The organism is Sulfitobacter donghicola DSW-25 = KCTC 12864 = JCM 14565 (genome assembly GCF_000622405.1).
GTDB classification, from domain to species: domain Bacteria; phylum Pseudomonadota; class Alphaproteobacteria; order Rhodobacterales; family Rhodobacteraceae; genus Sulfitobacter; species Sulfitobacter donghicola.
This window is the reverse complement of the sequence record NZ_JASF01000005.1, coordinates 407,421-432,139: the sequence shown is the minus strand read 5'-3', so window position 1 is coordinate 432,139 and position 24,719 is coordinate 407,421. Positions and strand designations below refer to the sequence as shown.

At 55.3% G+C, this 24,719-nt stretch carries 31 protein-coding genes; 15 read left to right on the top strand and 16 right to left on the bottom strand.

The window, feature by feature from the left end; genetic code table 11:
* The first annotated feature begins 61 nt into the window (after positions 1-61).
* Together Z948_RS0103090 and Z948_RS0103085 are read left to right on the top strand one after the other, a co-directional pair.
* Entirely contained in the window at positions 62-727 is a 666-nt protein-coding gene (locus tag Z948_RS0103090) for a dimethylsulfonioproprionate lyase family protein (RefSeq protein ID WP_025058113.1), read from the top strand.
* Between the two features lie 97 nt (positions 728-824).
* Positions 825-1,433: a carboxymuconolactone decarboxylase family protein gene (locus Z948_RS0103085; RefSeq protein WP_025058112.1), complete on the top strand. Its 609-nt coding sequence runs from the start codon at positions 825-827 to the stop codon at positions 1,431-1,433.
* On the opposite strand, the gene Z948_RS0103080 is transcribed toward Z948_RS0103085, so the two are convergent.
* Positions 1,430-2,299: an alpha/beta fold hydrolase gene (locus tag Z948_RS0103080; protein ID WP_025058111.1), complete on the bottom strand. Its 870-nt coding sequence runs from the start codon at positions 2,297-2,299 to the stop codon at positions 1,430-1,432. The two genes, Z948_RS0103085 and Z948_RS0103080, sit on opposite strands and share 4 nt — an antisense overlap.
* A gap of 186 nt (positions 2,300-2,485) precedes the next feature.
* Between Z948_RS0103080 and Z948_RS0103075 the strand changes: the two genes are divergently transcribed.
* Positions 2,486-3,871, top strand: a complete 1,386-nt coding sequence (locus Z948_RS0103075) for an MATE family efflux transporter (RefSeq protein ID WP_025058110.1) — start codon at positions 2,486-2,488, stop codon at positions 3,869-3,871.
* 8 nt (positions 3,872-3,879) lie between these two features.
* On the opposite strand, the gene Z948_RS0103070 is transcribed toward Z948_RS0103075, so the two are convergent.
* A complete protein-coding gene (locus Z948_RS0103070; RefSeq protein WP_025058109.1) occupies positions 3,880-4,275 on the bottom strand; it encodes a hypothetical protein in 396 nt (131 codons plus the stop codon).
* Positions 4,276-4,466: 191 nt separating this feature from the next.
* Positions 4,467-5,669, bottom strand: coding sequence for a pyridoxal phosphate-dependent aminotransferase (locus Z948_RS0103065; protein WP_025058108.1), 1,203 nt, complete (start codon positions 5,667-5,669; stop codon positions 4,467-4,469).
* A 91-nt stretch (positions 5,670-5,760) separates the two neighbouring features.
* Here Z948_RS0103065 and Z948_RS0103060 point away from each other — a divergent pair, with 91 nt between their 5' ends.
* From Z948_RS0103060 to Z948_RS18870, 4 genes are all read left to right on the top strand, one after another.
* Entirely contained in the window at positions 5,761-6,177 is a 417-nt protein-coding gene (locus Z948_RS0103060; RefSeq protein ID WP_025058107.1) for a transcriptional regulator, read from the top strand.
* Position 6,178: 1 nt separating this feature from the next.
* The gene (locus Z948_RS0103055) at positions 6,179-6,460 is read left to right on the top strand and encodes a succinate dehydrogenase assembly factor 2 (protein WP_245604542.1); all 282 of its coding nucleotides are present in this window, start codon (positions 6,179-6,181) and stop codon (positions 6,458-6,460) included.
* Between the two features lie 81 nt (positions 6,461-6,541).
* A complete protein-coding gene (locus tag Z948_RS0103050) occupies positions 6,542-7,060 on the top strand; it encodes a MarR family winged helix-turn-helix transcriptional regulator (protein ID WP_025058105.1) in 519 nt (172 codons plus the stop codon).
* Complete coding sequence (locus tag Z948_RS18870) at positions 7,061-7,207, top strand: hypothetical protein (RefSeq protein WP_156023487.1); 147 nt, start codon at positions 7,061-7,063, stop codon at positions 7,205-7,207.
* Here Z948_RS18870 and Z948_RS0103045 read toward each other — a convergent pair.
* From Z948_RS0103045 to Z948_RS0103025, 5 genes are all read right to left on the bottom strand, one after another.
* Positions 7,193-7,888, bottom strand: a complete 696-nt coding sequence (locus Z948_RS0103045) for a DUF1194 domain-containing protein (protein WP_025058104.1) — start codon at positions 7,886-7,888, stop codon at positions 7,193-7,195. The two genes, Z948_RS18870 and Z948_RS0103045, sit on opposite strands and share 15 nt — an antisense overlap.
* Positions 7,885-8,601 (bottom strand): DUF1194 domain-containing protein, encoded by a 717-nt coding sequence (locus tag Z948_RS0103040; protein WP_025058103.1) that lies wholly within the window; start codon positions 8,599-8,601, stop codon positions 7,885-7,887. The genes Z948_RS0103045 and Z948_RS0103040 overlap by 4 nt, the downstream gene beginning before the upstream one ends.
* Complete coding sequence (locus Z948_RS0103035) at positions 8,598-9,032, bottom strand: VOC family protein (RefSeq protein ID WP_025058102.1); 435 nt, start codon at positions 9,030-9,032, stop codon at positions 8,598-8,600. Before Z948_RS0103035 ends, Z948_RS0103040 begins: the two co-directional genes overlap by 4 nt.
* Before the next feature lie 78 nt (positions 9,033-9,110).
* Positions 9,111-10,565, bottom strand: a complete 1,455-nt coding sequence (locus Z948_RS0103030) for a porin family protein (RefSeq protein WP_025058101.1) — start codon at positions 10,563-10,565, stop codon at positions 9,111-9,113.
* On the bottom strand, positions 10,562-11,647 hold the full coding sequence (locus Z948_RS0103025; RefSeq protein ID WP_025058100.1) for a hypothetical protein: 1,086 nt from the start codon (positions 11,645-11,647) through the stop codon (positions 10,562-10,564). The genes Z948_RS0103030 and Z948_RS0103025 overlap by 4 nt, the downstream gene beginning before the upstream one ends.
* Positions 11,648-11,841: 194 nt before the next feature.
* Here Z948_RS0103025 and thyX point away from each other — a divergent pair, with 194 nt between their 5' ends.
* From thyX to Z948_RS0103010, 3 genes are all read left to right on the top strand, one after another.
* A complete protein-coding gene (gene thyX, locus Z948_RS0103020; protein WP_025058099.1) occupies positions 11,842-12,762 on the top strand; it encodes an FAD-dependent thymidylate synthase in 921 nt (306 codons plus the stop codon).
* 268 nt (positions 12,763-13,030) lie between these two features.
* Positions 13,031-13,438, top strand: a complete 408-nt coding sequence (locus tag Z948_RS0103015; RefSeq protein WP_025058098.1) for a hypothetical protein — start codon at positions 13,031-13,033, stop codon at positions 13,436-13,438.
* A gap of 90 nt (positions 13,439-13,528) precedes the next feature.
* The gene (locus Z948_RS0103010) at positions 13,529-13,840 is read left to right on the top strand and encodes a hypothetical protein (RefSeq protein WP_025058097.1); all 312 of its coding nucleotides are present in this window, start codon (positions 13,529-13,531) and stop codon (positions 13,838-13,840) included.
* A 54-nt stretch (positions 13,841-13,894) separates the two neighbouring features.
* Here the strand turns inward: Z948_RS0103010 and Z948_RS0103005 are convergent, their stop codons facing one another.
* On the bottom strand, positions 13,895-14,101 hold the full coding sequence (locus Z948_RS0103005; RefSeq protein ID WP_025058096.1) for a cold-shock protein: 207 nt from the start codon (positions 14,099-14,101) through the stop codon (positions 13,895-13,897).
* A gap of 173 nt (positions 14,102-14,274) precedes the next feature.
* Between Z948_RS0103005 and Z948_RS0103000 the strand changes: the two genes are divergently transcribed.
* Positions 14,275-14,598: an ArsC/Spx/MgsR family protein gene (locus Z948_RS0103000; RefSeq protein ID WP_025058095.1), complete on the top strand. Its 324-nt coding sequence runs from the start codon at positions 14,275-14,277 to the stop codon at positions 14,596-14,598.
* On the opposite strand, the gene Z948_RS0102995 is transcribed toward Z948_RS0103000, so the two are convergent.
* The 6 genes from Z948_RS0102995 to Z948_RS0102970 all read right to left on the bottom strand — a co-directional run bounded on the left by Z948_RS0102995 (position 14,595) and on the right by Z948_RS0102970 (position 20,382).
* Positions 14,595-15,143: a DoxX family protein gene (locus Z948_RS0102995; protein WP_025058094.1), complete on the bottom strand. Its 549-nt coding sequence runs from the start codon at positions 15,141-15,143 to the stop codon at positions 14,595-14,597. The genes Z948_RS0103000 and Z948_RS0102995 overlap by 4 nt on opposite strands.
* Positions 15,140-15,892 carry an HvfC/BufC N-terminal domain-containing protein gene (locus tag Z948_RS0102990; protein WP_025058093.1) on the bottom strand — a complete coding sequence of 251 codons (753 nt, stop codon included), beginning with the start codon at positions 15,890-15,892 and terminating at the stop codon, positions 15,140-15,142. Before Z948_RS0102990 ends, Z948_RS0102995 begins: the two co-directional genes overlap by 4 nt.
* Positions 15,892-16,752, bottom strand: a complete 861-nt coding sequence (gene bufB / locus Z948_RS0102985) for an MNIO family bufferin maturase (protein WP_025058092.1) — start codon at positions 16,750-16,752, stop codon at positions 15,892-15,894. The genes Z948_RS0102990 and bufB overlap by 1 nt, the downstream gene beginning before the upstream one ends.
* Positions 16,753-16,827: 75 nt before the next feature.
* Positions 16,828-17,133 (bottom strand): BufA1 family periplasmic bufferin-type metallophore, encoded by a 306-nt coding sequence (locus Z948_RS0102980; RefSeq protein WP_025058091.1) that lies wholly within the window; start codon positions 17,131-17,133, stop codon positions 16,828-16,830.
* 204 nt (positions 17,134-17,337) lie between these two features.
* Entirely contained in the window at positions 17,338-19,284 is a 1,947-nt protein-coding gene (thrS, locus tag Z948_RS0102975) for a threonine--tRNA ligase (RefSeq protein ID WP_025058090.1), read from the bottom strand.
* 339 nt (positions 19,285-19,623) lie between these two features.
* Complete coding sequence (locus tag Z948_RS0102970; RefSeq protein ID WP_025058089.1) at positions 19,624-20,382, bottom strand: ArsR/SmtB family transcription factor; 759 nt, start codon at positions 20,380-20,382, stop codon at positions 19,624-19,626.
* A 125-nt stretch (positions 20,383-20,507) separates the two neighbouring features.
* Between Z948_RS0102970 and Z948_RS0102965 the strand changes: the two genes are divergently transcribed.
* The 4 genes from Z948_RS0102965 (at position 20,508) to Z948_RS0102950 (ending at position 23,219) form a co-directional block, all read left to right on the top strand.
* A complete protein-coding gene (locus tag Z948_RS0102965; protein WP_025058088.1) occupies positions 20,508-21,254 on the top strand; it encodes an alpha/beta fold hydrolase in 747 nt (248 codons plus the stop codon).
* A 139-nt stretch (positions 21,255-21,393) separates the two neighbouring features.
* Positions 21,394-21,819, top strand: a complete 426-nt coding sequence (locus Z948_RS0102960) for a VOC family protein (protein ID WP_025058087.1) — start codon at positions 21,394-21,396, stop codon at positions 21,817-21,819.
* Positions 21,820-21,836: 17 nt separating this feature from the next.
* Complete coding sequence (locus Z948_RS0102955; protein WP_025058086.1) at positions 21,837-22,445, top strand: hypothetical protein; 609 nt, start codon at positions 21,837-21,839, stop codon at positions 22,443-22,445.
* A gap of 63 nt (positions 22,446-22,508) precedes the next feature.
* A complete protein-coding gene (locus Z948_RS0102950; protein ID WP_025058085.1) occupies positions 22,509-23,219 on the top strand; it encodes an alpha/beta fold hydrolase in 711 nt (236 codons plus the stop codon).
* A 190-nt stretch (positions 23,220-23,409) separates the two neighbouring features.
* Here the strand turns inward: Z948_RS0102950 and phaZ are convergent, their stop codons facing one another.
* Positions 23,410-24,708, bottom strand: a complete 1,299-nt coding sequence (phaZ, locus tag Z948_RS0102945; RefSeq protein WP_025058084.1) for a polyhydroxyalkanoate depolymerase — start codon at positions 24,706-24,708, stop codon at positions 23,410-23,412.
* Between the last annotated feature and the right edge of the window lie 11 nt (positions 24,709-24,719).

The window sequence follows — 24,719 nt, the reverse complement described above, 5'->3', positions numbered from 1 at the left end:
ATTATCGCTTTTCTGGGCGTCATCGGGGCGCTACGAATTTTGCACACCACGGAGCACTGCTATGGATTCGCACCCTATCCCGACCCTGCGCGACTTGCCCAACTGGCGATATCTGCTGCAAGAGTATGACGAGCTGTACCGCTATCTGCCCGCTGGCGGTAGCGACAGGATCAAAGGCCACCAGCGCAAGGTCCGCGAAGCGATTAGCCGATTGCTCAAGAAAAATGCCGAAATCCACCTGCAAGAGCGCGCCCAAAAACCGGTCACCGCCCATCTGCGCCGTGCGCTGGATGAAGGGCGCAATGGGGTGCTGGCCCCCGTGGTGCGCGCCTTTGATGCGGTGCGCGACGATCTTAGCTGGCAATACGGCTATGAGAAAATCCCAAAAGGCCTCAGCAATAAATACGCCTACGCCGAGCTGGCGGGTCAAAACGGCCCGATCTATAGCGAAGAGATCATCCTTGGCGTTGTCCTGTTCGCCCCTGCCTGCACCTATCCCGCCCATGCGCATAAAGGGATCACAGAAAGCTATGTTTGCCTATCGGGCGCGGTCTCAGAGAACCATCAAGGCGTCTATGTGCCAGGCTCGATGATTTTTAATCCGCCAGACCACCTGCACCGCATTACCGTGGGCGACAAAGAACCCGCGCTGCTGGCCTATGCCTGGATCGGTGATCCCGCGGACCTGCATGCCCAAAAGATGACGTTTACCCGCACACGCAAGTAAAAGGCCCCTCTCAGAGAGAGGAAAACAGATCGGGCGTGGCGTTATTGGGATTCGTTGCTAGGGTTGCAGCGAACAGCAACCAACCCGAAAGCACCCCATGGCTTGGATCAAAACCATCCCCTTTACTGAGGCGACAGGCAAACTCAAAACGCTATACGAGCGCATCACTGGGCCCGACAATAACGTCGATAACATCATGATGATGCATTCCTTACGCCCCCACACGATGGAGGGCCATATGGCGGTGTATAAGTATGTTTTGCACCACAGCGGCAATACGATCCCCAAATGGTTCCTAGAGGCACTGGGCGTTTGGGTGTCGCAGCTCAACCACTGCAATTACTGCGTCGAACATCACTATGCAGGGATGCGGCGTCTGCTGGGTGATGATGAGAAATCCCTCGCCCTGCGCGCTACAATAACCTCGGGCGAGGTGGGGGATATGCCATTGGATGCGCGCGAAAAAGCGGCGATGGTCTATGCGCAAAAACTGACGGTCATGCCTGCGGAAATGGTGGAATGCGATGTGGTTGCCCTGCGCAATGCAGGGTGGGACGACGGCGAGATCCTCGAGATCAATCAGGTGACCGCCTATTTCAGCTATGCCAACCGCACGGTTCTGGGCCTTGGCTGCTCGACCAAGGGCGATATCATCGGGCTAAGCCCGAATAACAACGCCGACCCAGAGGATTGGAACCACAGTTAAAGCCAGTCCAGAATGGCCTTGGCCACTTCATTTGGTTTTTGGTGGTGCAGCCAGTGATCCACCCCGTCAATCGCCACCCGCGTGAGGTCTGGCGCATAGTCTTCCAGCCCTTCGGTTGTTTCCGGACGCAGGGCCGTATCTGCGGTGCCCCAAACCAGCAGATGCGGGCATTGAACCTGTAGGCGGGCAGGATCAAAGGAAAGCCCCTCGATCGCTTCGCCTACACCACCGATTTGCAGCGGCGAGGCGCGGTACCAGTTCACCATGCCCCGCAACCCCGCCGCATCCCGCCATGCGGATTTATACGCGGCAAGGGTGTCCCCGCTGAGCCAGCTCATATCCATATTGGCTGAAAACAAACTGGTCAGCTTTTCAAAATCATCCTTGGCCAACACATCTTCGGACCCCTCACCGCGCAGGAAATGGATGTATTGCGAAGCATCGGTTTGCGCGCCGCCCTTTGCGAGCTCACGCTGAAACGGGGCAGGGTGCACACCGTTCATGATGATTAACTTTGACACCAGATCGGGCCGTCCGACGGTGAGGGCATAGGCCACCGAAGCCCCCCAATCATGACCCAGAACAATCAAAGGCGCCTCACCGATCAGGGCAACCATATCCGACACCAGTAAGGCGGTCTTATAGGCTTCGGGCTCAGAGGGGCGCCAGCTTTGGCCATAGCCGCGCTGATCTGGCGCGATGCAGTGAAACCGTTCTGCCAACAGCGGCGCCAGATCATTCCACGCGCCCGAGTATTCTGGAAACCCGTGCAGCATCAGGATTTTCGGCGCGTCTCGATCCCCCCAATGGCGTATGAAAAAATCCTCGCCGTTTAGCGATACGGTTTCTGTCCAATGATCAACCAAGCTCATTCTCCCCCCTTTGCTCGCTCCATCCGCTTGCGTATGGCGCGCGCCCTACCTTTCCCCAAGCTTAGGGCAGCAAAGCCACGATAGACAGTATTTTGCGGCCGCGTGACGTAGCATCACAAAGCATTTGGCAAAGGGAAATCAAAGCTTTCTTAAGTTGAACAATGAGCCTAGACAGAATTTATGAGTAACGTAATGACCAACAAAGCCCATGTGCGCGCCATTGCCGTTTTGGGCCTGCCCCTGATTGGCGGGCATCTGGCGCAAATGGCCATCGGGGTGACCGATACGGTCATGCTGGGCTGGTACGGGGTCGAGGCACTGGCTGCCGTGACGCTGGCGTCGACCTATTTCTTTATCCTGTTCATCTTTGGGTCAGGCTTTGCTTGGGCTGTTATGCCTATGGTGGCCAGTTTTGCCGCAGAAGAGGATGAAACCTCGATCCGGCGCGCAACGCGTATGGGGCTTTGGCTTAGCTTTGGTTTTGCCTTGCTGGCTCTGCCGCTGATGATCTTTTCAACGCCAATTCTGCGGATGATGGGGCAGGAAGAGGCGGTTGTCACACGCGGGGCCGAGTATCTATCGGTTGCGGGCTGGGGAATTTTGCCTGCCCTTTTTGTGATGGTCCTCAAAAGCTATCTCGCCGCATTGGAGAGAACGCAGGTTGTTCTTTGGATTACGGTGCTGGCGGCGATTGTGAACGGGCTGGTCAATTACGCCCTGATCTTTGGCAATTGGGGCGCGCCCGAGTTGGGAGTCATTGGCGCGGCGATTGCTTCGCTTTGTACGCAAGTTGTCTCGTTGGTTGGCGTGTTGATCTATGTGTGCTTGGCGTTGCCGGAACATAATCTGTTTCGCCGCCTCTGGGCGGCTGACTGGGATATGTTGCGGCGGGTGTTTACCTTGGGGTGGCCTATCTCTTTTACGGGGTTGTCCGAAACGGGGTTGTTTGGCGCATCAGCTGTGATGATGGGGTGGCTTGGCACGGTGCCACTGGCCGCGCATGGTATCGCGCTGCAACTTACGGCGATTGTCTTTATGATCCATCTGGGGCTGGGCAATGCGGGCACGGTGCGCGCGGGCAATGCCTTTGGCCGCAATGATCCCGATCATCTGGCACGGGGAGCCATTATCGTATCTGTCATGTCGCTGGTGACGGCGCTGATTACGGTGTTGCTATTCTTTCTCGTGCCCGAGTTCTTTTTGGGCATTTTTATCCTGCCCGACGATCCCGCGCGCGCGCAGATTTTGGCAATCGGTGTGGGCATGCTGGCTATGGCGGGCTTTTTCCAACTGGTCGATGGCAGCCAAGCGATCGCCTTGGGCGTGCTGCGCGGCGTACAGGATACGCGCCTTCCCATGGTCTATGCCGCGTTTAGCTATTGGTGCGTAGGGATGCCCATGTCTTATCTAATGGGCTTTGTGTTTGGATGGGGCGGGGTTGGCATTTGGGCAGGTCTGGGCTTTGGGCTGGGGGTTGCCGCAATCCTGCTGAACCTGCGGTTCTGGGGCAAAGTCCTACCCGACATTCGGCAAGGCCGCTTAACCGCAAAACCAGCCGAAAGCTGAATTTTGACCTAGCTCATGCGCCCAGCTTTTTTGCGCACCAAAGTGCTGCGCAGATCATGCATCGCCAATAGCAACGGATCGGTCACCGCCTCTAACTGCTCATCCGTCGCACGGCTTTGGGCCCAATGGGCGGTGTTGTTCAGATAATCAATCGCGCGCATGATGTCGTCGATTTCACGATGTGCAAGAGTCTGGGCGCGCTCTTCCATCCACTCTTTGATGGCTTGGATGTCTTGTTCGGACAGAACCCTGTCACCCTGAGCCTTGATTTCACCGTTGCGCATATTGACGACAGCAATCTGGTCCATCTCGATGCGCCGCTGGCGGTTTTCCGTATCCAGCCGAAAGACAAAAGCGCCGTTTTCGCGAACGCGAAAGTAATAGTCGGGCAATTTGTCAGCCATAGGGGCGTCCTTCATTCCAAAGTGCTAACCGGATATTCGTTAATGTACGCAAGGCACAGGAGAAATTCGGATTTTGTCTAACAATACATAAATTGAAACGGGATGCCAAAGAAAGCAAACACACTCTGTGCATCAACTGGCCGAACAGGCGTTTTTGCAGCCTGTTCAGCCTTGTTTTTGGGGGCTTGGCGTTATTTCAACGCCGCACAAAATTCTGTGATGCGCTTGCAAGCTTCAACGAGGTTCTCATCCGAGGTTGCATAGCTCACGCGGAAATTCGGGCTAAGGCCAAAGGCCGCGCCAAACACCACCGCAACGCCGGTTTCTTCTAGCAAAGCAGTCGCAAAGATTTCGTCATTCTCGATCTTGGTTCCAGCGGCAGAGGTTTTTCCGATCAAACCAGCAATCGACGGATAGACGTAAAACGCGCCCTCTGGAACGGGGCAGGTGATGCCGTCAATCGCGCTCAGCGCTTTAACAACCAGATTGCGGCGCCGCACAAAGGTCTCGTTGTTGGTGGCGATATAATCCTGCGTCCCGTTCAACGCCTCTACAGCCGCCCATTGGCTGATTGAACAAGGGTTGGAGGTGGATTGCGACTGGATCTTGCGCATCGCGCCGATCAGCTTTTCCGGACCCGCCGCATACCCGATCCGCCAGCCTGTCATGGCGTATGCCTTGGAAACACCATTCACGGTCAAAGTGCGATCATACAGGGCAGGTTCAACCTGTGCTGGGGTGCAGAATTTGAAATCGTCATAGGCCAGATGTTCGTACATATCATCGGTCATGATCATTACATGCGGGTGGCGCAGCAAAACATCGGTGAGCGCCTTCAGCTCGTCCCAAGAATATCCAGCCCCCGTTGGGTTCGACGGAGAGTTGAAGATCAGCCATTTGGTGTTTGGCGTGATCGCGGCCTCCAATTGGGCAGCAGACATTTTGAAATTCTGCTCGATCCCTGCCTCTACGGTGACAGGCGTGCCGCCAGCCAGCAGAACCATGTCAGGGTAGCTCACCCAATAGGGGGCAGGCACGATGACCTCTTCACCAGGGTTCAGGGTCGCCATGAGGGCGTTGTACAATACCTGTTTGCCCCCTGTCGAAACGCTGACCTGCGCGGGCGTGTACTCTAGCCCGTTGTCGCGTTTGAACTTGGCGCAAATGGCCTGCTTCAGCTCTGGGATGCCATCAACGGCAGTGTATTTTGTTTTACCCGCCGCAATGGCCGCCACAGCGGCGTCTTTGATATTTTGCGGCGTGTCGAAATCAGGCTCACCTGCGCCGAGGCCGATCACATCGCGGCCCGCTGCCTTTAGTTCCTGCGCCTTTGTCGTAACAGCAATCGTTGGCGATGGCTTGACGCGGGCAAGTGTACGGGAGAGCAGTTCCATTTCGACCTCATTGCATTATAGGATGATACCGTATCTCATAGGGGGAGGCCCCCCATCGTTGCAAGCGCAATTGGCGCATTAGGAGCACAGAATGAATGACGTAGACGATCTAACATCAGAAGCGGACTGGTATGGCCCTGATGCAGCAACCTTCGGAGACCGCGTCGCCGCGGCCCGTGACGCCGCAGGCATGAGCCAAGCCGTGCTTGCGCGCAGGCTGGGCATTCGGTTGGCTACGCTGCGCGGTTGGGAAAACGATACCTCCGAACCCCGCGCAAATCGCCTGTCCATGTTGGCAGGCCTGCTGAATGTTTCGATGATGTGGCTGATCAACGGCGATGGCGAAGGGCTGGACGGTTCCGAAGACGCGGGCGTCTTGTCAGGCGATGCCGCCGATTTACTGGCCGAGATGCGCGGCTTGCGCGTTGAACTCACCCAAAGTGCAAAAAAGGTTGCCCGACTTGAAAAACGTCTGCGCAGCATGTTGACCGAGACCCCAAATGTTTGAAATGCCCCAACCAGAACGCCCCGAAAACGAACCCCGCAACCTGCGTGAAAAACGTCTGGCCATGCGCTCGATGCGGCGCGGGATCAAAGAGATGGATTTGATCCTTTCCGCCTATGCCGCTGATCGGCTGGCGGCGATGGATGAGGCCACATTGGATCTGTATGACGACCTGTTAAACGAAAACGACCACGATCTATATCAATGGGTCACACGGCAGTTTGACCCAAAACCTGAATATTCGGAAATGATCAAAGATATCCAAGGTCATATTTCTAAAGGATAATTCGAGTTTTTTGCTTTTAACGAAATATTCTGATTTATTCTCCAGTCTCTCCCTCAGAGCAACAAAGAGTCGGAGAGTAGTATGAGTATTCAGGATCCCATCGGGCTGCCACCCAATGAGGTGATGCCAAAAAACGAAACGGGTTTCATGACCGGATATCTGGAGGCGCTTTCGCTGGTTGAGCGCCTTCACCGGCTGTTGTTAGACGTTATCAAAGATGAATTTGAACGTGTCGGCGTGTTGGAAATTAACGCGGTACAGGCCCTGCTACTCTTCAATATCGGTGACAATGAGGTCACCGCGGGCGAATTGAAAAGCCGCGGATATTACCAAGGCAGCAATGTCAGCTATAACCTGAAAAAACTCGTTGAAATGGGATATATGCACCATCAACGCTGCGAGATTGATCGCCGCTCGGTGCGCGTTCGGTTGACGGAAAATGGCCGCTATATTCGCGATGTCGTTGCCGAGCTATTCTCGCGCCATGCAGGTGGCCTAGAGGATCGCGGTGTGCTTGGCCCAGAAGGCATTGTCGAGATCACAGCCTCGCTCAAACGGGTTGAGCGCTATTGGACGGATCAAATCCGCTATATCTATTAAATGCTCAGAAACTGGTGGGGCTCTGCGCCTCGCCAGTTCTTTATCCCTATTGGGGTGAACGGCAAGGTGCTGAAGGGCAAGGTGTTTGGCCCCCTTGGCCATGGTAAAACCCTTGGCTCTGTAGTGGCTGGATCAGCGGCTGGATAATACCAGCCCGCCGAGTTCCCGCAGCAGCTTGCGCTGCATCGCGTCTTCATAATCTTCAAAACCCTGCGCAACCTCGACAAATGCGTCGGTGCCAAGGATCACTTCAGACGCAAAATAGGCGCTTAGCTCTGCCGCGCTCTGTTGGTTGTCCGAGGTAACGACAAGCGCGTTTATCGTCACCCCTTTTGCTGCCAGCAAAGGTTTCACATTTTGGGGGCGGGGGCCAAGGTTGCTTTTACCATCACCAGAAATATCTAGGGTCTTGCGCCAGCAATGGTCACGCTCAGCAATCAGCCGCACACCATGCGCCATCGCAACGCCCAAGGCGGTTCCAGGGGTGGCCTCTTCTCGGCGCTCCACTTGGGTTAAGGTCTCAATCAGGGTGTTCAGCGATTTTTCGTCTGATATCCGCGTCCAAGGTGCCAGCGTGACCTGATCCTTGGGGCCGCTCCATTCAAAAACCAAGATTTCGACAGGTGCTTCTGGCTGGCTCAATAAGGCTGCGCGCAGCTCATCGCTGCCCAAGGCCCGTGCCAATCCGTCTAGCTGTAGGCGGTATTCTCTGGCATCCACTGACCCTGACACATCCAAACCCAGCGCCAAAGCCTGCCGACAGGTTTCCGAGGCAAATACCGGCGCGGCTGATCCACATACCAGCAAGGCTGCCAGCCAGTTTTTCATCCCGCGTCCTTTGAAGGGTCGAGCGCGCCAATAGACGGCGGGGAAAGCTCCCGTTCCAACTTGCGGCGCATGGCGGCTTCAAAATCCGCAAACCCATCAGCAATGATCATAAACGCGCCTGGGCCATGCAGAACTTCGCCGCGATAAAAGGCGATCAACCCGACCTCGCCTTCAAAATCGGCCGCATTCACCACCAACCCGTTCACCGTCACCCCCTCAAACGGGAATTCACGATAGGCGGTCGCAGGGGGGAACCCTTCGTTGTTCTGGCCGTCGCCAGCCATATCCAGTGTTTTGTACAGGCAGTTTGGCCCGCGTTCCAACATCTGCGCACCAAAGCCCAATGCATACCCCATCGCCGTTGGAAAATCATTGTGGCTGCGCGACGAGTTGGCAATGGTCTCAGCCGCCCCAAGCAATTCCGCGCGCCCCTCAATCATCAGCCAATCCAGAATGACCTCTTGGTTATAGCGGCCAGACCATTCGTAAACCGCCAGCGCAACGGGGAGGTCGGATGCAAAAAAGGCCTCCTGTACCTCAGGCGCGGTCAGGGCCGCCACGATCCCGCTGCGTTGCAATTGGTCTTCTGCCGCGTCAACCGAGCTGGACACATCAATCGCCAAAACCAAGGCGAGGCGGCACTCAGCCGCATAAAGGGGCAGGGCGGCAAAACAGGCCGCCCCTAAACCAGTTGCAATCGCGTAGCGGATCACCAGCTCCCCGTATTGCCCATTGAGGTCCAAGGCTCGGCAGGTTCCAATGCATCACCCTCTTGCAGCAACTCAACCGAGATATTGTCGGGCGAACGGATAAAGGCCATGCGCCCGTCATGGGGGGGGCGGTTGATGGTGACGCCATTGTCCATCAAATGCTGGCAAGCCTCGTAGATGTTTTCAACGGAATAGGCGAGATGGCCAAAATGGCGACTGTCCGAGGGCAGTTCGTCATCGCCATCCCAGTTATAGGTCAGCTCCAGATCCGCATGCCCGTCTGTCATATCAGGAGGGGACAAATAAATCAGGCTGAAACGGCCCGCCTCGGACTCAAAGCGTTTCCGCTCCACCAGCCCCAGTAATTTGTAAAACGCCATAGACGCATCTAGGTCTTTGACGCGCACCATCGTATGTAGGTATTTGATCGGCATGAATTAGCTCCGGTATGAAGGGGTGTTTATCTGCCCTCATCCTAGCACCGCTTCTACCCATGTCGAGGTCACGACAGGCTAAAAAGACGATGCAATGCCAATGCTTAGCCCAAGGCGATTAACGTCATACAAACCGATGTTGCTGTTGGTTGTCGACGCATTCAGGCTGACGGTCGGGTTAAACCCGTAATAGTCGACCTGCTTGAAGGTCGCTGTGACATCGGCAGAAATCTCAAAATCCCGCCGCCCCGATGCATCATGCGGCGAAACATCATAATCGCGATAGCTGGTGCTCAGGCCAAATTGCAGCTTGGTTCCCATGACATCTTTGCCCAAGACATAGCCAGAGCGAAAGCGGATTTCATCGTATTCCAAACGCGCAGTGTCGCCGCGTAGGGAGGTAACAACAACGCCCAGATATAGGCCATCCCCATTGGCCAATCGCTTGCTTTGCCCTGCATCAAAACTGAAAAGGTTCTGGTCTGTATCCCCCTCAAAGTGGCGGGTCTCGGCGGATAGGCCAAAGTTATATTTCGTTTTCGCGTCTTTGAAATAGCTCTGCCCAACACGGGTGCGCAAAAAACTGTTATAGCGCTCTCCCCCGTAAAACGTCTGCCCCACGTCAGTGGAAAAGCTGAACTCGCCGCGCCTGTCTTCGCGCAGTTTTTTGAAGGCATAGCCGAATTGCAATCTGCCATAGGCATAATCGCTGCCCGAAACATTGCGCGCCTCTTCACCCCGCGCCACGCGCTCTGCGTCCTCTTGGGCCAGATCATCCTTTGAAGATTGGGACAGCTCATAAGTGCGGTACGACATGCCAAACCGCAAATCATGCGCGGTCCGCTCGGTTTGATGAAACCGATAGCGGGACTGAAGGTTAAAACCCGTTTCAATGCCTGATAAGGCCTTGCTCGCCGCGCCAAGGGTCGCCTCGGTCCCGCCCTCAATGTCAAAGGGATTCAACAGCTGGTACAACAACGCAGAAGTATCGCGCGAAGAGCCATTGTTGATGTTGGTGTTAGGGGCCAGCGTAAACGACAGATGCGTTTGCCACGGGTTTTGGCGGCGTACATATTTGAAATCGCGCGCCGCACGTGCTGCGTGCCTTTCGGTCGGGGCGACCTGCGCGGCACGGCGCAGCCATAACTGCGCGCGCGTGCGTTTCCCATCAGAAGAAAGCGCTTGGGCCATCAACATGGCCGATGAAAATTTCTGACTGTCGGTTTGCGCCAGCTGCCATGCCGTTCTGGCCGCAGTTTGGGCCTCTGTCATCTGCCCCAATGCGCGCAACGCATGAGAGCGGATCATCAATGCGGTTAAATCTGCCTCATCCCGCGTGAGCAGAGCGTCAGCAAAGCTCAAGGCGCGTTGGGTCTGACCACTGCGCAAACTCAGCTCAGCCGCTTTGCGCATTTGCTCAACACTTAGCTGAATAGACTGTTTAGAGGTCTCTTGTGCAGTTGCCAAAGGCGCCGCAGCAAAAGCCGCAGCGCCCAAAGCTAGACCAAGGATCTGCCTTGTGATCCGTTTCATGGTTGTACGTCGGCATCCCGATAAACGATAAACCCGCCGGTATCCCGCGATGTGATATCCTGCCCTTGCGCTTCCAGTACAAAGACACCGACAATTTCGTCAGGGTTATCGCCGGCGACGATGGCATAAAACTTGCCTTCTTCGTAGATAGTGCCATCAGGCAGCTGGCTTTGAATATCGGTAATCAAATCACCATTATCATCCAGAACGTCGGGCCCAACAGTAAACACCGCATCAGGAATTGTTGTGTTGTCCTCACCCAAAGTACCGGCAACAGAGGCCGTGATGTCGGTGCCATCCAGATCAATAATACGACGGTTGTAGATACGCCCTTTTACGCCGTCACCACGGATTGTGGTGCCATCGTTAAAGTCGTCAAAGTCGATATCGACAGTCACATCAGCAGTTGTGTACTGTAGACCGCCAGCGTTGCTTGCATCACGCAAACCAGCGGAGCGGCCACTAAATGTCGCTTGAAGCGTGTCGGGCAGGGATACGCCGTTGTCGCGCTGATAGATGAACCCGCCAAACCCATAGTCGATATAGCTGCCTGTCCGCACAATGGCGAATTGGGTTGTCGGGGCATCGCTTGCTGTGCCATCGGAATTGGCGATGCGGTTGCGGCTTACGCCGTAAACCAAACGATAGCCAAGCTGGTTGATGGTTTGGTTGTTCACGGGGTCCGTTGCCGAAACAGGGGCCTCGTAAACAGCAAACTCACCATTGTTGAGGCTGCTTACCAACGTACCGCGATCATAGGGGCGGTCCCCGTCAAATGCGAGGTTGTCGACGGTAAAGGTATCGTCTTCGCTGTTGTACTGGAAACCGTTGGCCGTACCGTTACCTTGGTCTACGCCATCACCATCAACAGTCGGCTCCGAACGGAACAACGCATCACCAGGGGAGGGGGAAACAGTCCCGGGAGGAATGCCATCACGGTCGATCCCTGTACCTTCACCATCACCAACGGTTTCACCGTCGGTGGTGTTTTCATCTACAACTGCTGCTTCTTCAAACGGGTTTCCGCCGCTACATGCAGCAATGCCCGCAACCAGCGCGAGACTGATAACTTGTTTTTTCAATTTTCTGCCCTCGGATTTGCACTAAGTGCTTTTTTTCCAACATTCGTCCCCGCATGAGCCTTTTGTCAACGCTGCGGGGAGGGTAGATCGGATAAACCTAAAAACCATGGCGAAAAAGCAATACCCTATATGGCGTTCCCGCCGCGCCATACACCAGATATAGTCAGCAGCGAATCCCATCAACAGGACACAAAATGCCCATTAGCCCAGACCAACAAGCCGAAATCGACGCCCTTCGCAGCACCAGCAAACCAACCCTGCGCGCTGTCTCTGAGGGCATGGAAGCCCACCTATACACCGCTCATGAGGTTCTGGATCACGGGTTTGTCCGCGTCATCGACTATATGGGCAACGACGAAGCGATCTGTCAGGCGGCGCGGGTGAGCTATGGCAAAGGCACCAAATCTGTTCAAAACGACGAAGGTCTGATCCGCTATTTGATGCGTCACTGGCACTCGACCCCGTTTGAGATGTGCGAAATCAAGCTGCACGTAAAGCTGCCCGTCTTCGTTGCGCGCCAATGGATTCGCCACCGTACCGCCAATGTAAACGAATATTCCGCGCGTTATTCGATCCTCGATCGCGAATTTTACATCCCCGAAGCCTCCCACATCAACGCTCAATCCGTAGTGAATAACCAAGGGCGCGGTGGCGTTCTGGAAGGGGCCGAGGCGGCGCGCGTTCTGGAAATCCTCAAATCGGATTCCAACCGCGCCTATGACCATTACGAATCCATGATCGGCACCGAAGGTCCGGATGGCGAGCCCCAAGACGGCCTAGCCCGTGAACTGGCGCGCATGAACCTGCCCGCCAATATTTATACCCAGTGGTACTGGAAAGTAGACCTGCACAACCTGTTCCACTTCCTGCGCCTGCGCGCCGACCCCCACGCCCAATACGAAATCCGCGTCTACGCCGACGCCATCTGCAAAGTCGTCGCCGACTGGGTCCCAGCCGCCTACGGCGCGTTTGAGGATTACCGCCTAGGCGGCGCAACCCTCTCCGCCAAAGCCCTAGACTGCGTCCGCCGCATGCTAAAAGGCGAAGACGTCACGCAGGAGAACAGCGGGATGAGTAAAGGCGAATGGCGGGAGTTTGAGGGGGCGTTGAAGTAAGCGCGGATCGAAAACGTAGGGTGGGTGAAACCCACGCGCATCGGTGGGTTTCACCCACCCTACGTATCCTCTCATTCACCAAAGCCTAAAACCCAAATCATACCCACCAGTGCACGCGCGGTGCACAGGTGGTGTACGCGAGTCATACAGCCGAATCTGGGGGGCTCTGACGAGATTCGGGTTTTGACATAGGTCACTCAGGATCACCTAGAGCCATGTTATCGCCTGAGTTGTCCGAGCGATCACCCGTCCAGATTTGGAGCCCCCCATGAAGAAGAGAAACCTGTCCATCGGCGGCTTTGCCCTCGCGCTTCTCCTTGCGGGGTGCGGCACGCCCTATGAGCAATGCGTGCGGCAAGTCTCAAAAGAATCCCGTGTGCTAAAATCTGCAATTGCCGAAAGCCGTCTGCGGATTTCGCGTGGGTATGCCATCCACAGACAAACCGTTTCCTACCGAGTCCCAAGCATCTGCCACAGGCATGATCATAAAATGCACCGCCCCGCGCCCTATCCCTGCGGGCGGACAGAATACACGACCATCGAAACCCCTGTACCAATTGATGTGGCGGCAGAGCGTCGCAAGCTGGCTTCATATCAAAAGCAACTGGTGCAAGCGGAAGCCGCCACAAAACGCGGCATTCGCCAATGTGAGGCGCAATATCCGAAGGAAGGCTAGCCAAGGCCACCCCGTGGATATGGAAAAACACTGGACTTGATCCGAAGGGTCGGCAAAACTGGGCTTGGACAAGAAAAATTGAGGGACATCATGAATAAATTCAATGGATTGGCAGTTTTGGCCGCGCTGGGCCTTATGGTCGCCTTGCCGCAGGCCGCATCAGCCGAAGTTAAAATCTACCCCTATAAGTCAGTGGCAAACTATTGCCCCGCGGGTCTTCAGCCTGTTTCAATTAACGGCACAATCTGCTGTGGGACGCCAAATACAGGCATGAGCTATCAATCAGCCATGTCGCACCCCGTGGCAAAGAAGAAGGTGCATAAAGTGCGCCACAAGCCCCGCAAAACCTACCGTGCCAGCAGCCACTGCGAGATTGGCACCAAAGGCTGCACCTTTGATTGAGGCCGAAAGAGATTAGAACCCCTGTTCTGTAATTGCAGAGAAGGGGTTCTGTTTTTAAAGAAGTTCCAGATCGGACGCCATCTGGCGACCGTCGCGGCCCTCTGACATTTCAAAGCTGACCTTTTGGTCATCTGCTAGCCCAGTCAATCCTGAACGCTCGACAGCAGAAATATGCACAAACACATCGTTGCCGCCGCCTTCCGGCGCAATAAATCCATAACCTTTAGTTGTGTTAAACCACTTTACGGTACCCGTTGGCATCGTTTCCTAGCCTCCATTTGCAATTCAATCCCGCGCTAAGGCGGGGTGAAGACGATCGTCAGAACCGTTTCCACATTTGAATTAATTGACCAGTTTCAAAATAATTCAAGGACTCTCTTTCGGTTTTTTCGTATTCGGGGGCATAACATGCTTATCCGAGGAGAAATTGGGCAATGGTTGAAATATACGGTCTCAAAAATTGTGATACTTGCCGTAAGGCGCTGAAAGCATTGCCAGAGGCGCGGCTCATTGATGTGCGCGCCGAAGGGGTTTCGGCGGCATTATTGGCACGTGCTTTGGATGAGTTTGGCGAAAAACTGCTCAATACGCGCTCAACCACATGGCGCGGTCTGGCACAAGAAGAGCGGGAAAAAGACCCTATGCTTTTGCTGGAAAGCTATCCGGCTTTGATGAAACGCCCGCTCATAAAGGCGGGCGAAACATTGTTTTTGGGCTGGTCAGCACAAACCGCTGAACAGGTTGCAGCCGCGTCTTAGGTGCGTTTGCTAAGGGCGCGGTCAAAGGAAATTGGCCCCGCCCCTTTGATCACCAAGACGAGCAAAGCAAAAACCCAGAAGGCGCGTTGATCAAGGATGATGCCGTCAGGGATGCGGTCAAACCAACCACCGATTACCGACGGATCTTCCCAACCATTGTGGCCGTAAAGGTCGGTCAAAGATTGCAAGGCAACAAAACCGATCATCCCCAGCGCGGCAAGGCGCGTGAACAGGCCCAGAACGATCAGCGCAGGCAGGATGAATTCAGCCCATGTACCGGCCAGTACAAAAATGCCGTGAAAGAAGGAAAACTGGTCGGTGTCATATCCAACTGCTTCCATCATACGTGGGAAAATCTGAACGTAGGCGCCGGTCGACGGAGAGAATATCCCGAAAAAGCCTTCGCCAATTTTTGTCAGGCCGGAGACCCAGAAATACATCAACAGGATGGCGGCAAAGAGGAACCGCGCCAAGGTTGGCAGCAGCCAGTCTGCTTTCTCCAGCATGTCTGTTACGGAGCGGTAGAGGTTTAGGAGGGCAGTCATGTGATGTCCTTTTTAGTCATGCAAAAAGCATGGGTTTGTAAGCAAAGAGTTAAGGTTTCAGCAAAGTCGAATTCTTTGGCTGCAGAGGCCGCTTTTTCAACAGCCACCCCTATAGGATCGGTCAGTAAAGCGTTCAACCATGTTGCGGCGCCCGTCGGTAACAGGTGCACTGCGGGATCGAATTCGGGGCGGGTGATCAGAATGGCCTGCCCTTGCGCGCGCGGGGCGGGGGCCTCTGTTGCGGTTGCGCGCCGCCACAAATCAAAAATCGGCCAGCGAGACCGCAAAACCAATGTCGATGGGGCGCGGTTGAGGCGAAGGCCTGCTAAAACCTCTGGCGGCTGTTGCAAGACATTCGCATCAAAAGGAATAGCATCTGCCGCATGATAGGAATCACGCAGCGCAAGGTCCAACCGTGCAACATCCCCAAGGTATCCCAAATGCTCAAGCGGTTGGAAGCTTTCCAAAAAGGCTGGAAAATCAGCGCCATAGTGCATCATTAAAGGGGAGGACGGCGGGTGGGCGCGCACAAACATAGGTACAAGCGAGTCAAAATTCTGTTGCCCCAGAAGGACGCGAACCAGCGGAAAGGCGACCTTCATCGCTTCGATCAAAGAGACAGTGACGTTGTTGCGGTAAACCGCATAACGGCGTCCCGCAGGGGACCCCGCACCATCGACCAACCCGTCTGGAATCGGCTGTTCGGCATCTAAAAGAGCGGCGCGGAAACTGGTCTGTGAAACAGGCATTAGCGGTTTGTTACCATTGCAAGGGCAAAGGCCGCTCGGTCAGCTTCGGCGCGCAAAATCGGCCATTCAGGTACATCGGTATCCCATTCAACCAAAATCGGTTTTGGCCCCGAGCGCGCCAAAGTGTAGTCAAGCAAGGCCCAAACCGGATCAACAACTTGCGCACCATGACTGTCGATCAGCAAAGGTGCGCCATGGTCATCTTCGTCCTCATCATGGCCACCGATGTGGATTTCGCCAACTGCGTCCAATGGATAAGCGTCGATATAGGCTTGCGGGCTTAGGTTTAGATTGGTGGCCGAGATGAAAACGTTGTTCACATCCAGCAACAAACCGCAGCCTGTCTTTTTCACGATTGCCGCAAGGAAATCGGTTTCTTCATAGGTGCTTTCGGCAAAGGCGAGATAGCTGGAGGGGTTTTCCAGCAGCATTTGGCGGCCCAACGTATTTTGCACCTGATCAATGTGATCGGCGACGCGCGTCAGCGTGGCATCCGTATAGGGGAGGGGCAGCAGATCGTTCATGAACTCGGCCCCGTGGGTAGACCACGCGAGGTGTTCTGAAAAACTGGCCGGATTGGTGCGATCCACCAAGCGGCGCAAACGCCTCAGGTGGTCTGCATTTAGCGGATCTTCCCCGCCGATCGACAGGCCAACACCATGAACCGAAAGGGCGAAATTTTCGGATAGGGCCTGTAACTGGGCGTGCGGACGCCCACCATCACCCATGTAGTTTTCCGCATGCACTTCGATCCATGCAACCGTGCCAGGGGCCTTTTGCAGATCGGTAAAATGCTGCGGTTTATAGCCTACGCCAACTGCATTGGGCAGGCGGGAAACTGGGGAGGATTGGTCAAACATATTTACGTCCTCCGAAAGGGATCGTGTCGTTACAGAGCCCTGCCAACAGGAAAAGCAGGGCTCTGTACGGTCAGCTTATGCTGGCAGGTCGCGGTCTTGTGCTTCCAGCGAGCCTTTGCGCTCTGTGCCGTCAGCCATTGCTGGCAGTTCGATGCTTTCGCATGTGCCTGCGTCAACCAATGTCCAAGCGTTGCCTTGGTAATCTGTTACGGATGTACCTGCACATGTTGTGCCTGGGCCAGCTGCGCAATCGTTCGCGCCAGCAAGGGAGATGCCATAGCATTTCTCTTTAGAAGCGGCTTCGGCTGTGGTTGTGCTTGCACCAGTCATGGAAGCTGCAACTACACCTGCGATGGCGAGGGTTTTCATTGTTGTGGACATCAGGTCTCTCCTTGATTGAAGTCTTGTTGACTATCGATGTGAACAGTTAAGCAGTACTGAACCGCTAAATCCACTCACGAGGAAGTGTCTCACGGGGGTGTCAGAATTTTACTGGGAAAATACGAAAAATTCCATGGTTTTTGGCGTGTTCAGGGGTGTTTTGTAACAAAAGGGGGGCGCAAGGCCCCCCGATCACGAAAATTGTTACAAAAGGTCAGGCGGTGTCGCCTCACGTTTTAGCTCGTTTGTAACATCACTGAGCGCCTGAACAGATGTTTGTTTCTGACCCAAACGGCGCACCGAGACAGTGCGTTCTTCCACTTCGCGATTCCCGACGGCCAAAATCACTGGAACTTTGCCGACCGAATGTTCGCGGACCTTATAGTTGATCTTTTCGTTGCGCATATCGGCTTCGGCGCGCACGCCTGCGGCTTGCAGCTCTTTTACAACTTCCAGAACGTAATCGTCGGCCTCGGATGTGATCGAGGCCACAACAACCTGACGCGGCGCCAGCCAGAAGGGCAGTTTGCCTGCGTGTTCTTCGATTAGAATACCGATGAAACGCTCAAACGATCCCAAGGTCGCGCGGTGCAGCATGACAGGACGGTGGCGGCCACCATCCGCGCCGATATAGCTGGCGTCCAGACGCTCTGGCATGTTGGGGTCAACCTGCAAAGTACCGCACTGCCACTCGCGACCAATGGCATCGGTCAGGGTGAACTCGAGCTTGGGACCATAGAATGCCCCTTCGCCTGGCAAGAGTATGAATTCATAGCCTGCAGCGTTACACGCCTCTCCAAGGGCGGTTTCGACACGGTCCCAGCTTTCATCAGAGCCAATGCGTTTTTCCGGCCGCGTGGACAGTTTGATGCTCCAGTCGTCAAAGCCAAGATCCGAATAGACCGACGCGAGGAAGTTGATGAATTTAGCGGTTTCATCAACAATCTGGTCTTCGGTGCAAAAGATATGGCCGTCGTCTTGGGTGAAACCGCGTACACGCATAATCCCATGCAGCGCGCCGGAGGGCTCATAACGGTTGCACGAGCCAAACTCGGCCATGCGCAGGGGCAGATCGCGGTAGGACTTCATGCCTGTGTTGAAAATCTGCACGTGGCAGGGGCAGTTCATCGGCTTGAGCGCATTAATGGTTTTTTCGCGGGCGTGCTCTTCGTCGACTTCGACGATGAACATGTTCTCTTGATAGCTTTCCCAGTGGCCGGAGGCCTCCCAGAGCTTGCGGTTCACCACTTGAGGGGTGTTTACCTCTACATAGCCATCCGCGCGTTGTTTGCGGCGCATGTAGTCTTGCAACTGGGTGTAAACCAGCCAGCCATTTGCGTGCCAAAACACTTGACCGGGGGCTTCTTCTTGCATGTGGTACAGGTCCATCTCGCGGCCCAGCTTGCGGTGGTCGCGTTTGGCGGCCTCTTCCAGCATGTTCAGGTGGGCTTTCAGCTTTTCCTTACCAGTAAAGGCCACGCCGTAGATACGCTGTAGCATTTCGCGGTCGCTGTCGCCGCGCCAGTAGGCGCCTGCGATGTTCATCAGTTTGAACGCGTCACCGGGTACTTGGCCTGTGTGTTGCAGGTGCGGACCCCGGCACAGATCCTGCCAATCGCCGTGCCAATACATGCGCAGCGGCTCATCGCCGGGGATGCTTTCGATCAGCTCTACTTTGTAGGGCTCGCCCAAGTCTTGGTAATGTTTGATCGCGCGCGCGCGCTCCCAGACCTCGGTGCGCACGGGCTCACGTTTGTTGATGATCTCTTTCATCTTCTTTTCGATGAGACCGAGATCTTCTGGGGTAAAGGATTCCTTGCGGTCAAAGTCATAATACCAGCCGTCTTTGATGACGGGGCCAATGGTGACTTTAGTGTCTGGCCACAGCTCTTGCACAGCGCGGGCCATGATATGCGCCAGATCATGGCGAACCAGCTCGTTGGCTTGGTCCTCATCCGCCATGGTGTGGATGGCAATATCTGCGTCTTCTTGGATCGGCCAAGCCAGATCATAATGCGCGCCATTTACGGTTGCGCTGATCGCTTTTTTGCCAAGGGATTTGGAAATGTCGGCTGCGACTTCGCCCGCAGTGATACCTGCGTCGTAGTGTCGTGCATTGCCATCGGGAAGGGTGAGTGCGATTTGGGCCATGATGCCTCCTCGTCAGTTTGGCGCCTACGAGACGCCCGGTTGCGGGTTATGTGGGTGCTGTTTGGCGCTACAATCTTGTCGCGTCAAGAGGATAGCGGGGGCAAGGGGGAATGCCGGTAGGAATTATCAGGTGCAGCAGCGTCAAACCCAGAAGCTAGGTTAACAGAGCACATCCCGTCACCTTCTATGACCTCCCCGTTTGTCAGCGATTAAATAGCAGCAAAAGCCTAAGAAGCGATGACCAGCCAGCAGACCCAACCGCCCAAGACTACCAGCGGCGCAGCAAGGCCGCTGGTATAACCACCCGCATGGGCGATGCGCCGCCAAGAGGAAGCCCTGCTACATTGCCAGCTTTATCGGGGTGCCAGTCTCTAGCCAGCTTTTCAAAGATGCCGCGATGCGCGCCCAGCCTTCGCGCACGGCTTCTTGGCCCTCGGGGATATCATAGTGTTCGATGGTGAGTTTGCAGGTCTCACCCTGAGGTTCGATCAGATAGATCATGCGCGACGCGGGCGAGGGGGCTTCGGAGAAATGGGGCTCAAACGTCATTTCCAGCTTGGTCTTGGGCGTGCTGGCCGTGACCTTTTGGGTCAGCATGGTCGAGCCATCCTGACGGATGAATTGAACGCTTTCGCCCTCGGCGGTGCCGCCTTTGGCTGCGTTGCAGGCGAAATGATAGGCCGCCATCTGGTCGGGCTTGGTCAGGGCGTCCCACAGGGCATCTTGGGTGCAGCGAATAAAGGTTTGCGTCATGAAATCGGGTTTGGTCATTGTATCTTGCATTGGTGTGGTTCCTTCGAGTTGAGATTTTAAGGTCAGCACCGCTCGCGCCGCGGGTTTGACGAGCAATGGCTCGATCCAGCGGTCAATGGCTTGTTGGAGAGGGACAGCGTTGAGGTAGTGGTATTTGAACCGTCCATCCTTACGGGTCACGATCAATCCGGCATCTTCCAAGACGCCAAGATGCTTCATCACGCCAAAGCGCGACATATCCAGCAGCTCGGTCAGTTCAGCCAGATTTTGCCCGTCACGGGTCCGCAGGGCATCCAGCAGGGTGCGGCGTGCGGGGTCGGCGAGAGCTTTGAAAATCATGTCCATGGAATCGCTTATACGTGACAATCTAGTCACGTGACAATATGGTAACCTAATTAAATTTCAACACAGCCGTTGCTCTTGCAGGGCTGGCTGCGCATGATCCGGCGAAAGAAGGAAAAGGATACACCATGGCCGAGCCGTCATTTCTGCAAACTGCTCAGGGGCGTTCGATCGCTTATCACAAAACATCAGGCGAGGGGCCCTGCGTGGTTTTCCTTGGCGGGTTAAAATCCGATATGCAGGGCACAAAGGCTGTCCACCTAGAGGATTGGGCCCGCGCAACGGGCCGTGCCTTTTTGCGGTTTGACTATTCCGGCCATGGCGAATCTTCGGGGACTTTCGAGGAAGGCAGCATTGGCGATTGGCATGAGGACACGCTGGCCGCGATTGATGAGCTGACAGAAGGGCCGATTGTGCCGGTTGGGTCTTCCATGGGGGGGTGGCAATCGCTGTTGCTGGCCCGCGCACGTGCTGAACGGATCGCGGGGTTGGTCACAATTGCAGCTGCGCCTGATTTTACCGAAGACGGTTGGTGGGCCGGTTTTGATGACGCCCAAAAGGCGCAGTTGGAATCCGAGGGCCGCGTTGCGCTGCCCTCGGATTATATGGAGCCCTATATCGTTACAAAACGGATGATCGAAGACGGGCGGCAAAACCTTGTCTTGCGAGACGCGCTAGAGCTGCCATTTCCCGTCCGAATGCTGCAAGGAACGGCGGATACGGCCGTCAGCGTGGAAACGGCAACGCGGCTGCTAGAGCACGCAAGCAGCCCCGACATGCAGCTGCTGTTGGTCAAAGACGCAGATCATCGCTTTTCTGACGGGCCGTGCCTTGGGCTGATCGAACAAGCGGTGGAGCAGGTTCTGGTAGAGTGAAGCGGTTTTTCAAATGGGGCGGCTCGACGCAAAGGTCGTCGCCGAGGGTGACGGATGGGGATGATCCCTTACGACATGTTATCGCAGGGGCGATAACCCTAGCGGTTGAAAGTACCAATTGGGCAAGGGGGCTATGACCATGGAACAACGCATTAGTCTGATAACGCTTGGCGTGCGGGACGCCGAAAAAATCGCGGGTTTCTATGAGGCGCTGGGCTGGAAACGGGTCGAGACCCAAGACGGCGTGATCGCCTTTGATCTGATCGGCCAGACCTTGGGGCTGTACCCCTTGGAAAAGCTCGCCGAAGACATCGGGTTGCCTGTGGATGCGTTGGGCAAAGGCGCGTCTACCTTTTCCTATAACGTTCGAGAAAAAGAAGATGTGGCCCCCTTGTTAGCCAAGGCCGAAGCGGCGGGCGGGCGTATCTTGCGCCAAGCTTCGGATGTGTTTTGGGGCGGCTATATTGGCTATTTCGCAGACCCCGAAGGCACGATTTGGGAGGTGTCGCATAACCCCTATTCGCCGCTGGCGGATGATGGTGCCTTTCGCTGGAACGGGTATTGATGCGCCGCCCTGCCAGCATGTGGAGCCTTGAGACATTCGGGCGGGTGAGGCTATCAAAGCACTTCTACATGCGCGATTTTTTGATGAGCGAGATCAGCGCCTTTCATGGTATTCCCAACATCCCCGATGATCCTGATCTTGCGATCAAACACGGGAAGGCGCTGTGCCAACACCTGCTTGACCCATTGGAAGAAACCTTTGGCAGGATTGCAATTCGCAGCGGTTATCGTTCGACCGCATTGAACACCTATGGCAACGAAAACAAACTTAATTGCGCGCGCAGCGATAATCCGATCGAATGTCATATCTGGGATCACAAAGGCGAGCCCGTGGCGGGAACCTCGTTGGTTATTCCATGGTTTGCGGACCAATATGATGAGGGGCGGGATTGGCGCGATTTGGCGTGGTGGGTGCATGATCACTTGCCCTATTCCGAAATGTGGTTCTTTCCCAAGCTTGCAGCGTTCAATCTGGTGTGGCGGCCAAACCCGCAGCGCACGATTAGCAGCTACATCGCGCCGCGCGGCATGCTATTGAGGGCAGGGGAGGATCCTGCCGAAAGTTTGGCAACCCGCCAAGCGCGATACGCGGATTTCCCCCCTTTGCGGGGCATTGAATACCCGTGAGGGCTTGCGCCTGCGCGCCCAGCACGGCATTGCGGTAGTGAGGCAGACAGAGTGAGTAACTAGATGAAAGAGCCGCTGGTTCTATTGCCGGAAATGATGTGTGATGCGCGCCTGTTCGGGCCGCAAATCGCGGAGCTGTCCAGCGATACCGCAGTTATGGTCGCCCCGATCACAATGGGCGAACGCATCGAGGAAATTGCATCGGCTTTGTTGGATATCCTGCCCAAACGGTTTGCATTGGCGGGCCTCTCCATGGGGGCAGTTGTTGCGATGGAAATCCTACGCCGCGCACCTGATCGCGTTACGCGCATTGCCTTGATCGACACGCATCCCTTGGCTGAAACGCCAGTGATCGCCGCCAATCGGGAACCCCAGATCGTCAAAGTGCGCTCGGGGCGGCTGATGGAAGTGATGCGGGAGGAGATGAGCCCGACCAGCTTTGCGCCAGGCCCATACCGGAATGAGGTTTTGGGGTTGGTGATGGACATGGCCCAAACTTTGGGGCCCGAGGTCTACATCCGCCAGTCACGCGCATTACAAAGACGCAAAGACCAACAAGCGACCCTGCGCCGTTGCAAAGTGCCAGCCCTGATCCTGTGCGGAGCTTACGACAATCTATACCCTGTAAAACGCCATGAGTTCATGGCCGAACTGGTCCCTTATGCGCAGCTGCGCGTGTTGGAGCATTCGGGACATTTGCCCACGTTAGAGCAACCTGACGAGACAACGGCAGCGTTGCGCGAATGGTTGGCACAGCCCTACGTCTTGCAGTAACGCGCATTTCTTTTGCTGGGGAATTTTTCGTTTGCCAGAACGGAATGTTAACGCATTTTGCCAGCAGTGATGCTGCGGCGCAGCGCTAATGCCACGTAAAAAGCCATTAAATCAAACCCCAAAGGTCATGTGCAAAAAGCAAATAAACCTTTGGGGGCATTGATGGGTCTGGAATATGACCCTAGCGATTTTAGGCGGCGTTGTTTTTATTTGCCGCTTTTTCGGTCTTTGGAGCAGCTTTGGCCTTGCCCTTGGAAGGGGCTTCGTTTGCGTCAATAAAGTCCAGAACCAGCGGTCGGATATTGTCGCGCCAGCTTTTGCCCGCGAAAATACCGTAGTGGCCTGCGCCATCTTCGAGGTGGTTGGCCTTTTTGCTGTCGGGCAAACCTGTGCATAGATCCAATGCCGCGATGCACTGACCAGGCGCCGAGATATCATCCTTTGAACCTTCAACGGTTTTCACAGCAACGGTTGTGATCTTGCCCATGTCCACTTTTTTGCCCGCAACGGTGAATTCATTTGCGGCGATCTCACCTTTTTTGAAAATGCGATCAACAGTCGACAGGTAAAACTCGGCAGGCATATCCATAACGGCCAAATATTCGTCGTAGAATTTATTGTGCTTGTCGTGCTCATGCGCTTGGCCTTGGGCGACAGCCTGAATTTGGTCGATAAATGCCTTTTGGTGGGTTTCAGCATTCATCGAAATGAACGAGCTGAGCTGCAAAAGGCCTGGGTATACTTTGCGGCCGACGCCTGCGTATTTGAAACCAACCTGCTGGATCATCAGCTCTTCGAGCTGGCCCATGGTGACCGAATGACCAAAGTCGGTGACTTCGGTCGGTGCGGCATTAGGATCAATTGGCCCGCCGATCAACGTGAGCGAGCGCGGCTGCGCGCTGGGGTCTTCCTCGGCAAGATATGCGGTTGCGGCCAAGGTGAGAGGGGCAGGTTGGCATACAGCAATGACATGTGTGTCTGGCCCGAGGTGGCGCATGTAATCCACAAGGTGCAGCGTATAGTCTTCGATGTCGAATTTGCCTGCGCTTACAGGGATGTCGCGGGCGTTGTGCCAGTCTGTAATATAGAGGTCACAATCAGGCAGTAGGCTGATTACTGTCGAGCGCAGCAGCGTCGCATAGTGGCCAGACATGGGCGCAACCAGCAAAACAGTGCGGCGTTTTTCGGTGCGCCCCTGCACACGGAAGTGAAGAAGGTCGCCAAATTCGCCTTTTATTTCGATTTCTTCATAAACGATGCAGTCGGTACCGTTGTCGCCCACGATGGGGGGGATGTTCCAATCGGGTTTCACAACCATTCGGCTGAACGCCCGTTCGGTCACTTCGCCCCACGCGCTCACCCATTGGAGGGCAGGGTTGGGGAACATGGCCATCGCGGGATAGGAGGCCATCGCAAGGGTGGAGGCACCAAGCCATTGGTTTGTGTTTCGGATTGTCTCCATCAGATCGTAAGTGGCCATATAACGCATTGCGAAACTCC

What these genes read in the sequence shown, in the direction of transcription:
- Z948_RS0103090 (WP_025058113.1), top strand. Translation starts at nt 62, where the DNA reads ATGGATTCGCACCCTATCCCGACCCTGCGCGACTTGCCCAACTGGCGA.
- Z948_RS0103085 (WP_025058112.1), top strand. Translation starts at nt 825, where the DNA reads ATGGCTTGGATCAAAACCATCCCCTTTACTGAGGCGACAGGCAAACTC.
- Z948_RS0103075 (WP_025058110.1), top strand. Translation starts at nt 2,486, where the DNA reads ATGAGTAACGTAATGACCAACAAAGCCCATGTGCGCGCCATTGCCGTT.
- Z948_RS0103070 (WP_025058109.1), bottom strand. Translation starts at nt 4,275, where the DNA reads ATGGCTGACAAATTGCCCGACTATTACTTTCGCGTTCGCGAAAACGGC.
- Z948_RS0103065 (WP_025058108.1), bottom strand. Translation starts at nt 5,669, where the DNA reads ATGGAACTGCTCTCCCGTACACTTGCCCGCGTCAAGCCATCGCCAACG.
- Z948_RS0103060 (WP_025058107.1), top strand. Translation starts at nt 5,761, where the DNA reads ATGAATGACGTAGACGATCTAACATCAGAAGCGGACTGGTATGGCCCT.
- Z948_RS0103055 (WP_245604542.1), top strand. Translation starts at nt 6,179, where the DNA reads ATGCCCCAACCAGAACGCCCCGAAAACGAACCCCGCAACCTGCGTGAA.
- Z948_RS0103050 (WP_025058105.1), top strand. Translation starts at nt 6,542, where the DNA reads ATGAGTATTCAGGATCCCATCGGGCTGCCACCCAATGAGGTGATGCCA.
- Z948_RS18870 (WP_156023487.1), top strand. Translation starts at nt 7,061, where the DNA reads ATGCTCAGAAACTGGTGGGGCTCTGCGCCTCGCCAGTTCTTTATCCCT.
- Z948_RS0103045 (WP_025058104.1), bottom strand. Translation starts at nt 7,888, where the DNA reads ATGAAAAACTGGCTGGCAGCCTTGCTGGTATGTGGATCAGCCGCGCCG.
- Z948_RS0103035 (WP_025058102.1), bottom strand. Translation starts at nt 9,032, where the DNA reads ATGCCGATCAAATACCTACATACGATGGTGCGCGTCAAAGACCTAGAT.
- Z948_RS0103030 (WP_025058101.1), bottom strand. Translation starts at nt 10,565, where the DNA reads ATGAAACGGATCACAAGGCAGATCCTTGGTCTAGCTTTGGGCGCTGCG.
- thyX (WP_025058099.1), top strand. Translation starts at nt 11,842, where the DNA reads ATGCCCATTAGCCCAGACCAACAAGCCGAAATCGACGCCCTTCGCAGC.
- Z948_RS0103015 (WP_025058098.1), top strand. Translation starts at nt 13,031, where the DNA reads ATGAAGAAGAGAAACCTGTCCATCGGCGGCTTTGCCCTCGCGCTTCTC.
- Z948_RS0103010 (WP_025058097.1), top strand. Translation starts at nt 13,529, where the DNA reads ATGAATAAATTCAATGGATTGGCAGTTTTGGCCGCGCTGGGCCTTATG.
- Z948_RS0103005 (WP_025058096.1), bottom strand. Translation starts at nt 14,101, where the DNA reads ATGCCAACGGGTACCGTAAAGTGGTTTAACACAACTAAAGGTTATGGA.
- Z948_RS0103000 (WP_025058095.1), top strand. Translation starts at nt 14,275, where the DNA reads ATGGTTGAAATATACGGTCTCAAAAATTGTGATACTTGCCGTAAGGCG.
- Z948_RS0102995 (WP_025058094.1), bottom strand. Translation starts at nt 15,143, where the DNA reads ATGACTGCCCTCCTAAACCTCTACCGCTCCGTAACAGACATGCTGGAG.
- Z948_RS0102990 (WP_025058093.1), bottom strand. Translation starts at nt 15,892, where the DNA reads ATGCCTGTTTCACAGACCAGTTTCCGCGCCGCTCTTTTAGATGCCGAA.
- bufB (WP_025058092.1), bottom strand. Translation starts at nt 16,752, where the DNA reads ATGTTTGACCAATCCTCCCCAGTTTCCCGCCTGCCCAATGCAGTTGGC.
- Z948_RS0102980 (WP_025058091.1), bottom strand. Translation starts at nt 17,133, where the DNA reads ATGTCCACAACAATGAAAACCCTCGCCATCGCAGGTGTAGTTGCAGCT.
- thrS (WP_025058090.1), bottom strand. Translation starts at nt 19,284, where the DNA reads ATGGCCCAAATCGCACTCACCCTTCCCGATGGCAATGCACGACACTAC.
- Z948_RS0102970 (WP_025058089.1), bottom strand. Translation starts at nt 20,382, where the DNA reads ATGGACATGATTTTCAAAGCTCTCGCCGACCCCGCACGCCGCACCCTG.
- Z948_RS0102965 (WP_025058088.1), top strand. Translation starts at nt 20,508, where the DNA reads ATGGCCGAGCCGTCATTTCTGCAAACTGCTCAGGGGCGTTCGATCGCT.
- Z948_RS0102960 (WP_025058087.1), top strand. Translation starts at nt 21,394, where the DNA reads ATGGAACAACGCATTAGTCTGATAACGCTTGGCGTGCGGGACGCCGAA.
- Z948_RS0102955 (WP_025058086.1), top strand. Translation starts at nt 21,837, where the DNA reads ATGTGGAGCCTTGAGACATTCGGGCGGGTGAGGCTATCAAAGCACTTC.
- Z948_RS0102950 (WP_025058085.1), top strand. Translation starts at nt 22,509, where the DNA reads ATGAAAGAGCCGCTGGTTCTATTGCCGGAAATGATGTGTGATGCGCGC.
- phaZ (WP_025058084.1), bottom strand. Translation starts at nt 24,708, where the DNA reads ATGCGTTATATGGCCACTTACGATCTGATGGAGACAATCCGAAACACA.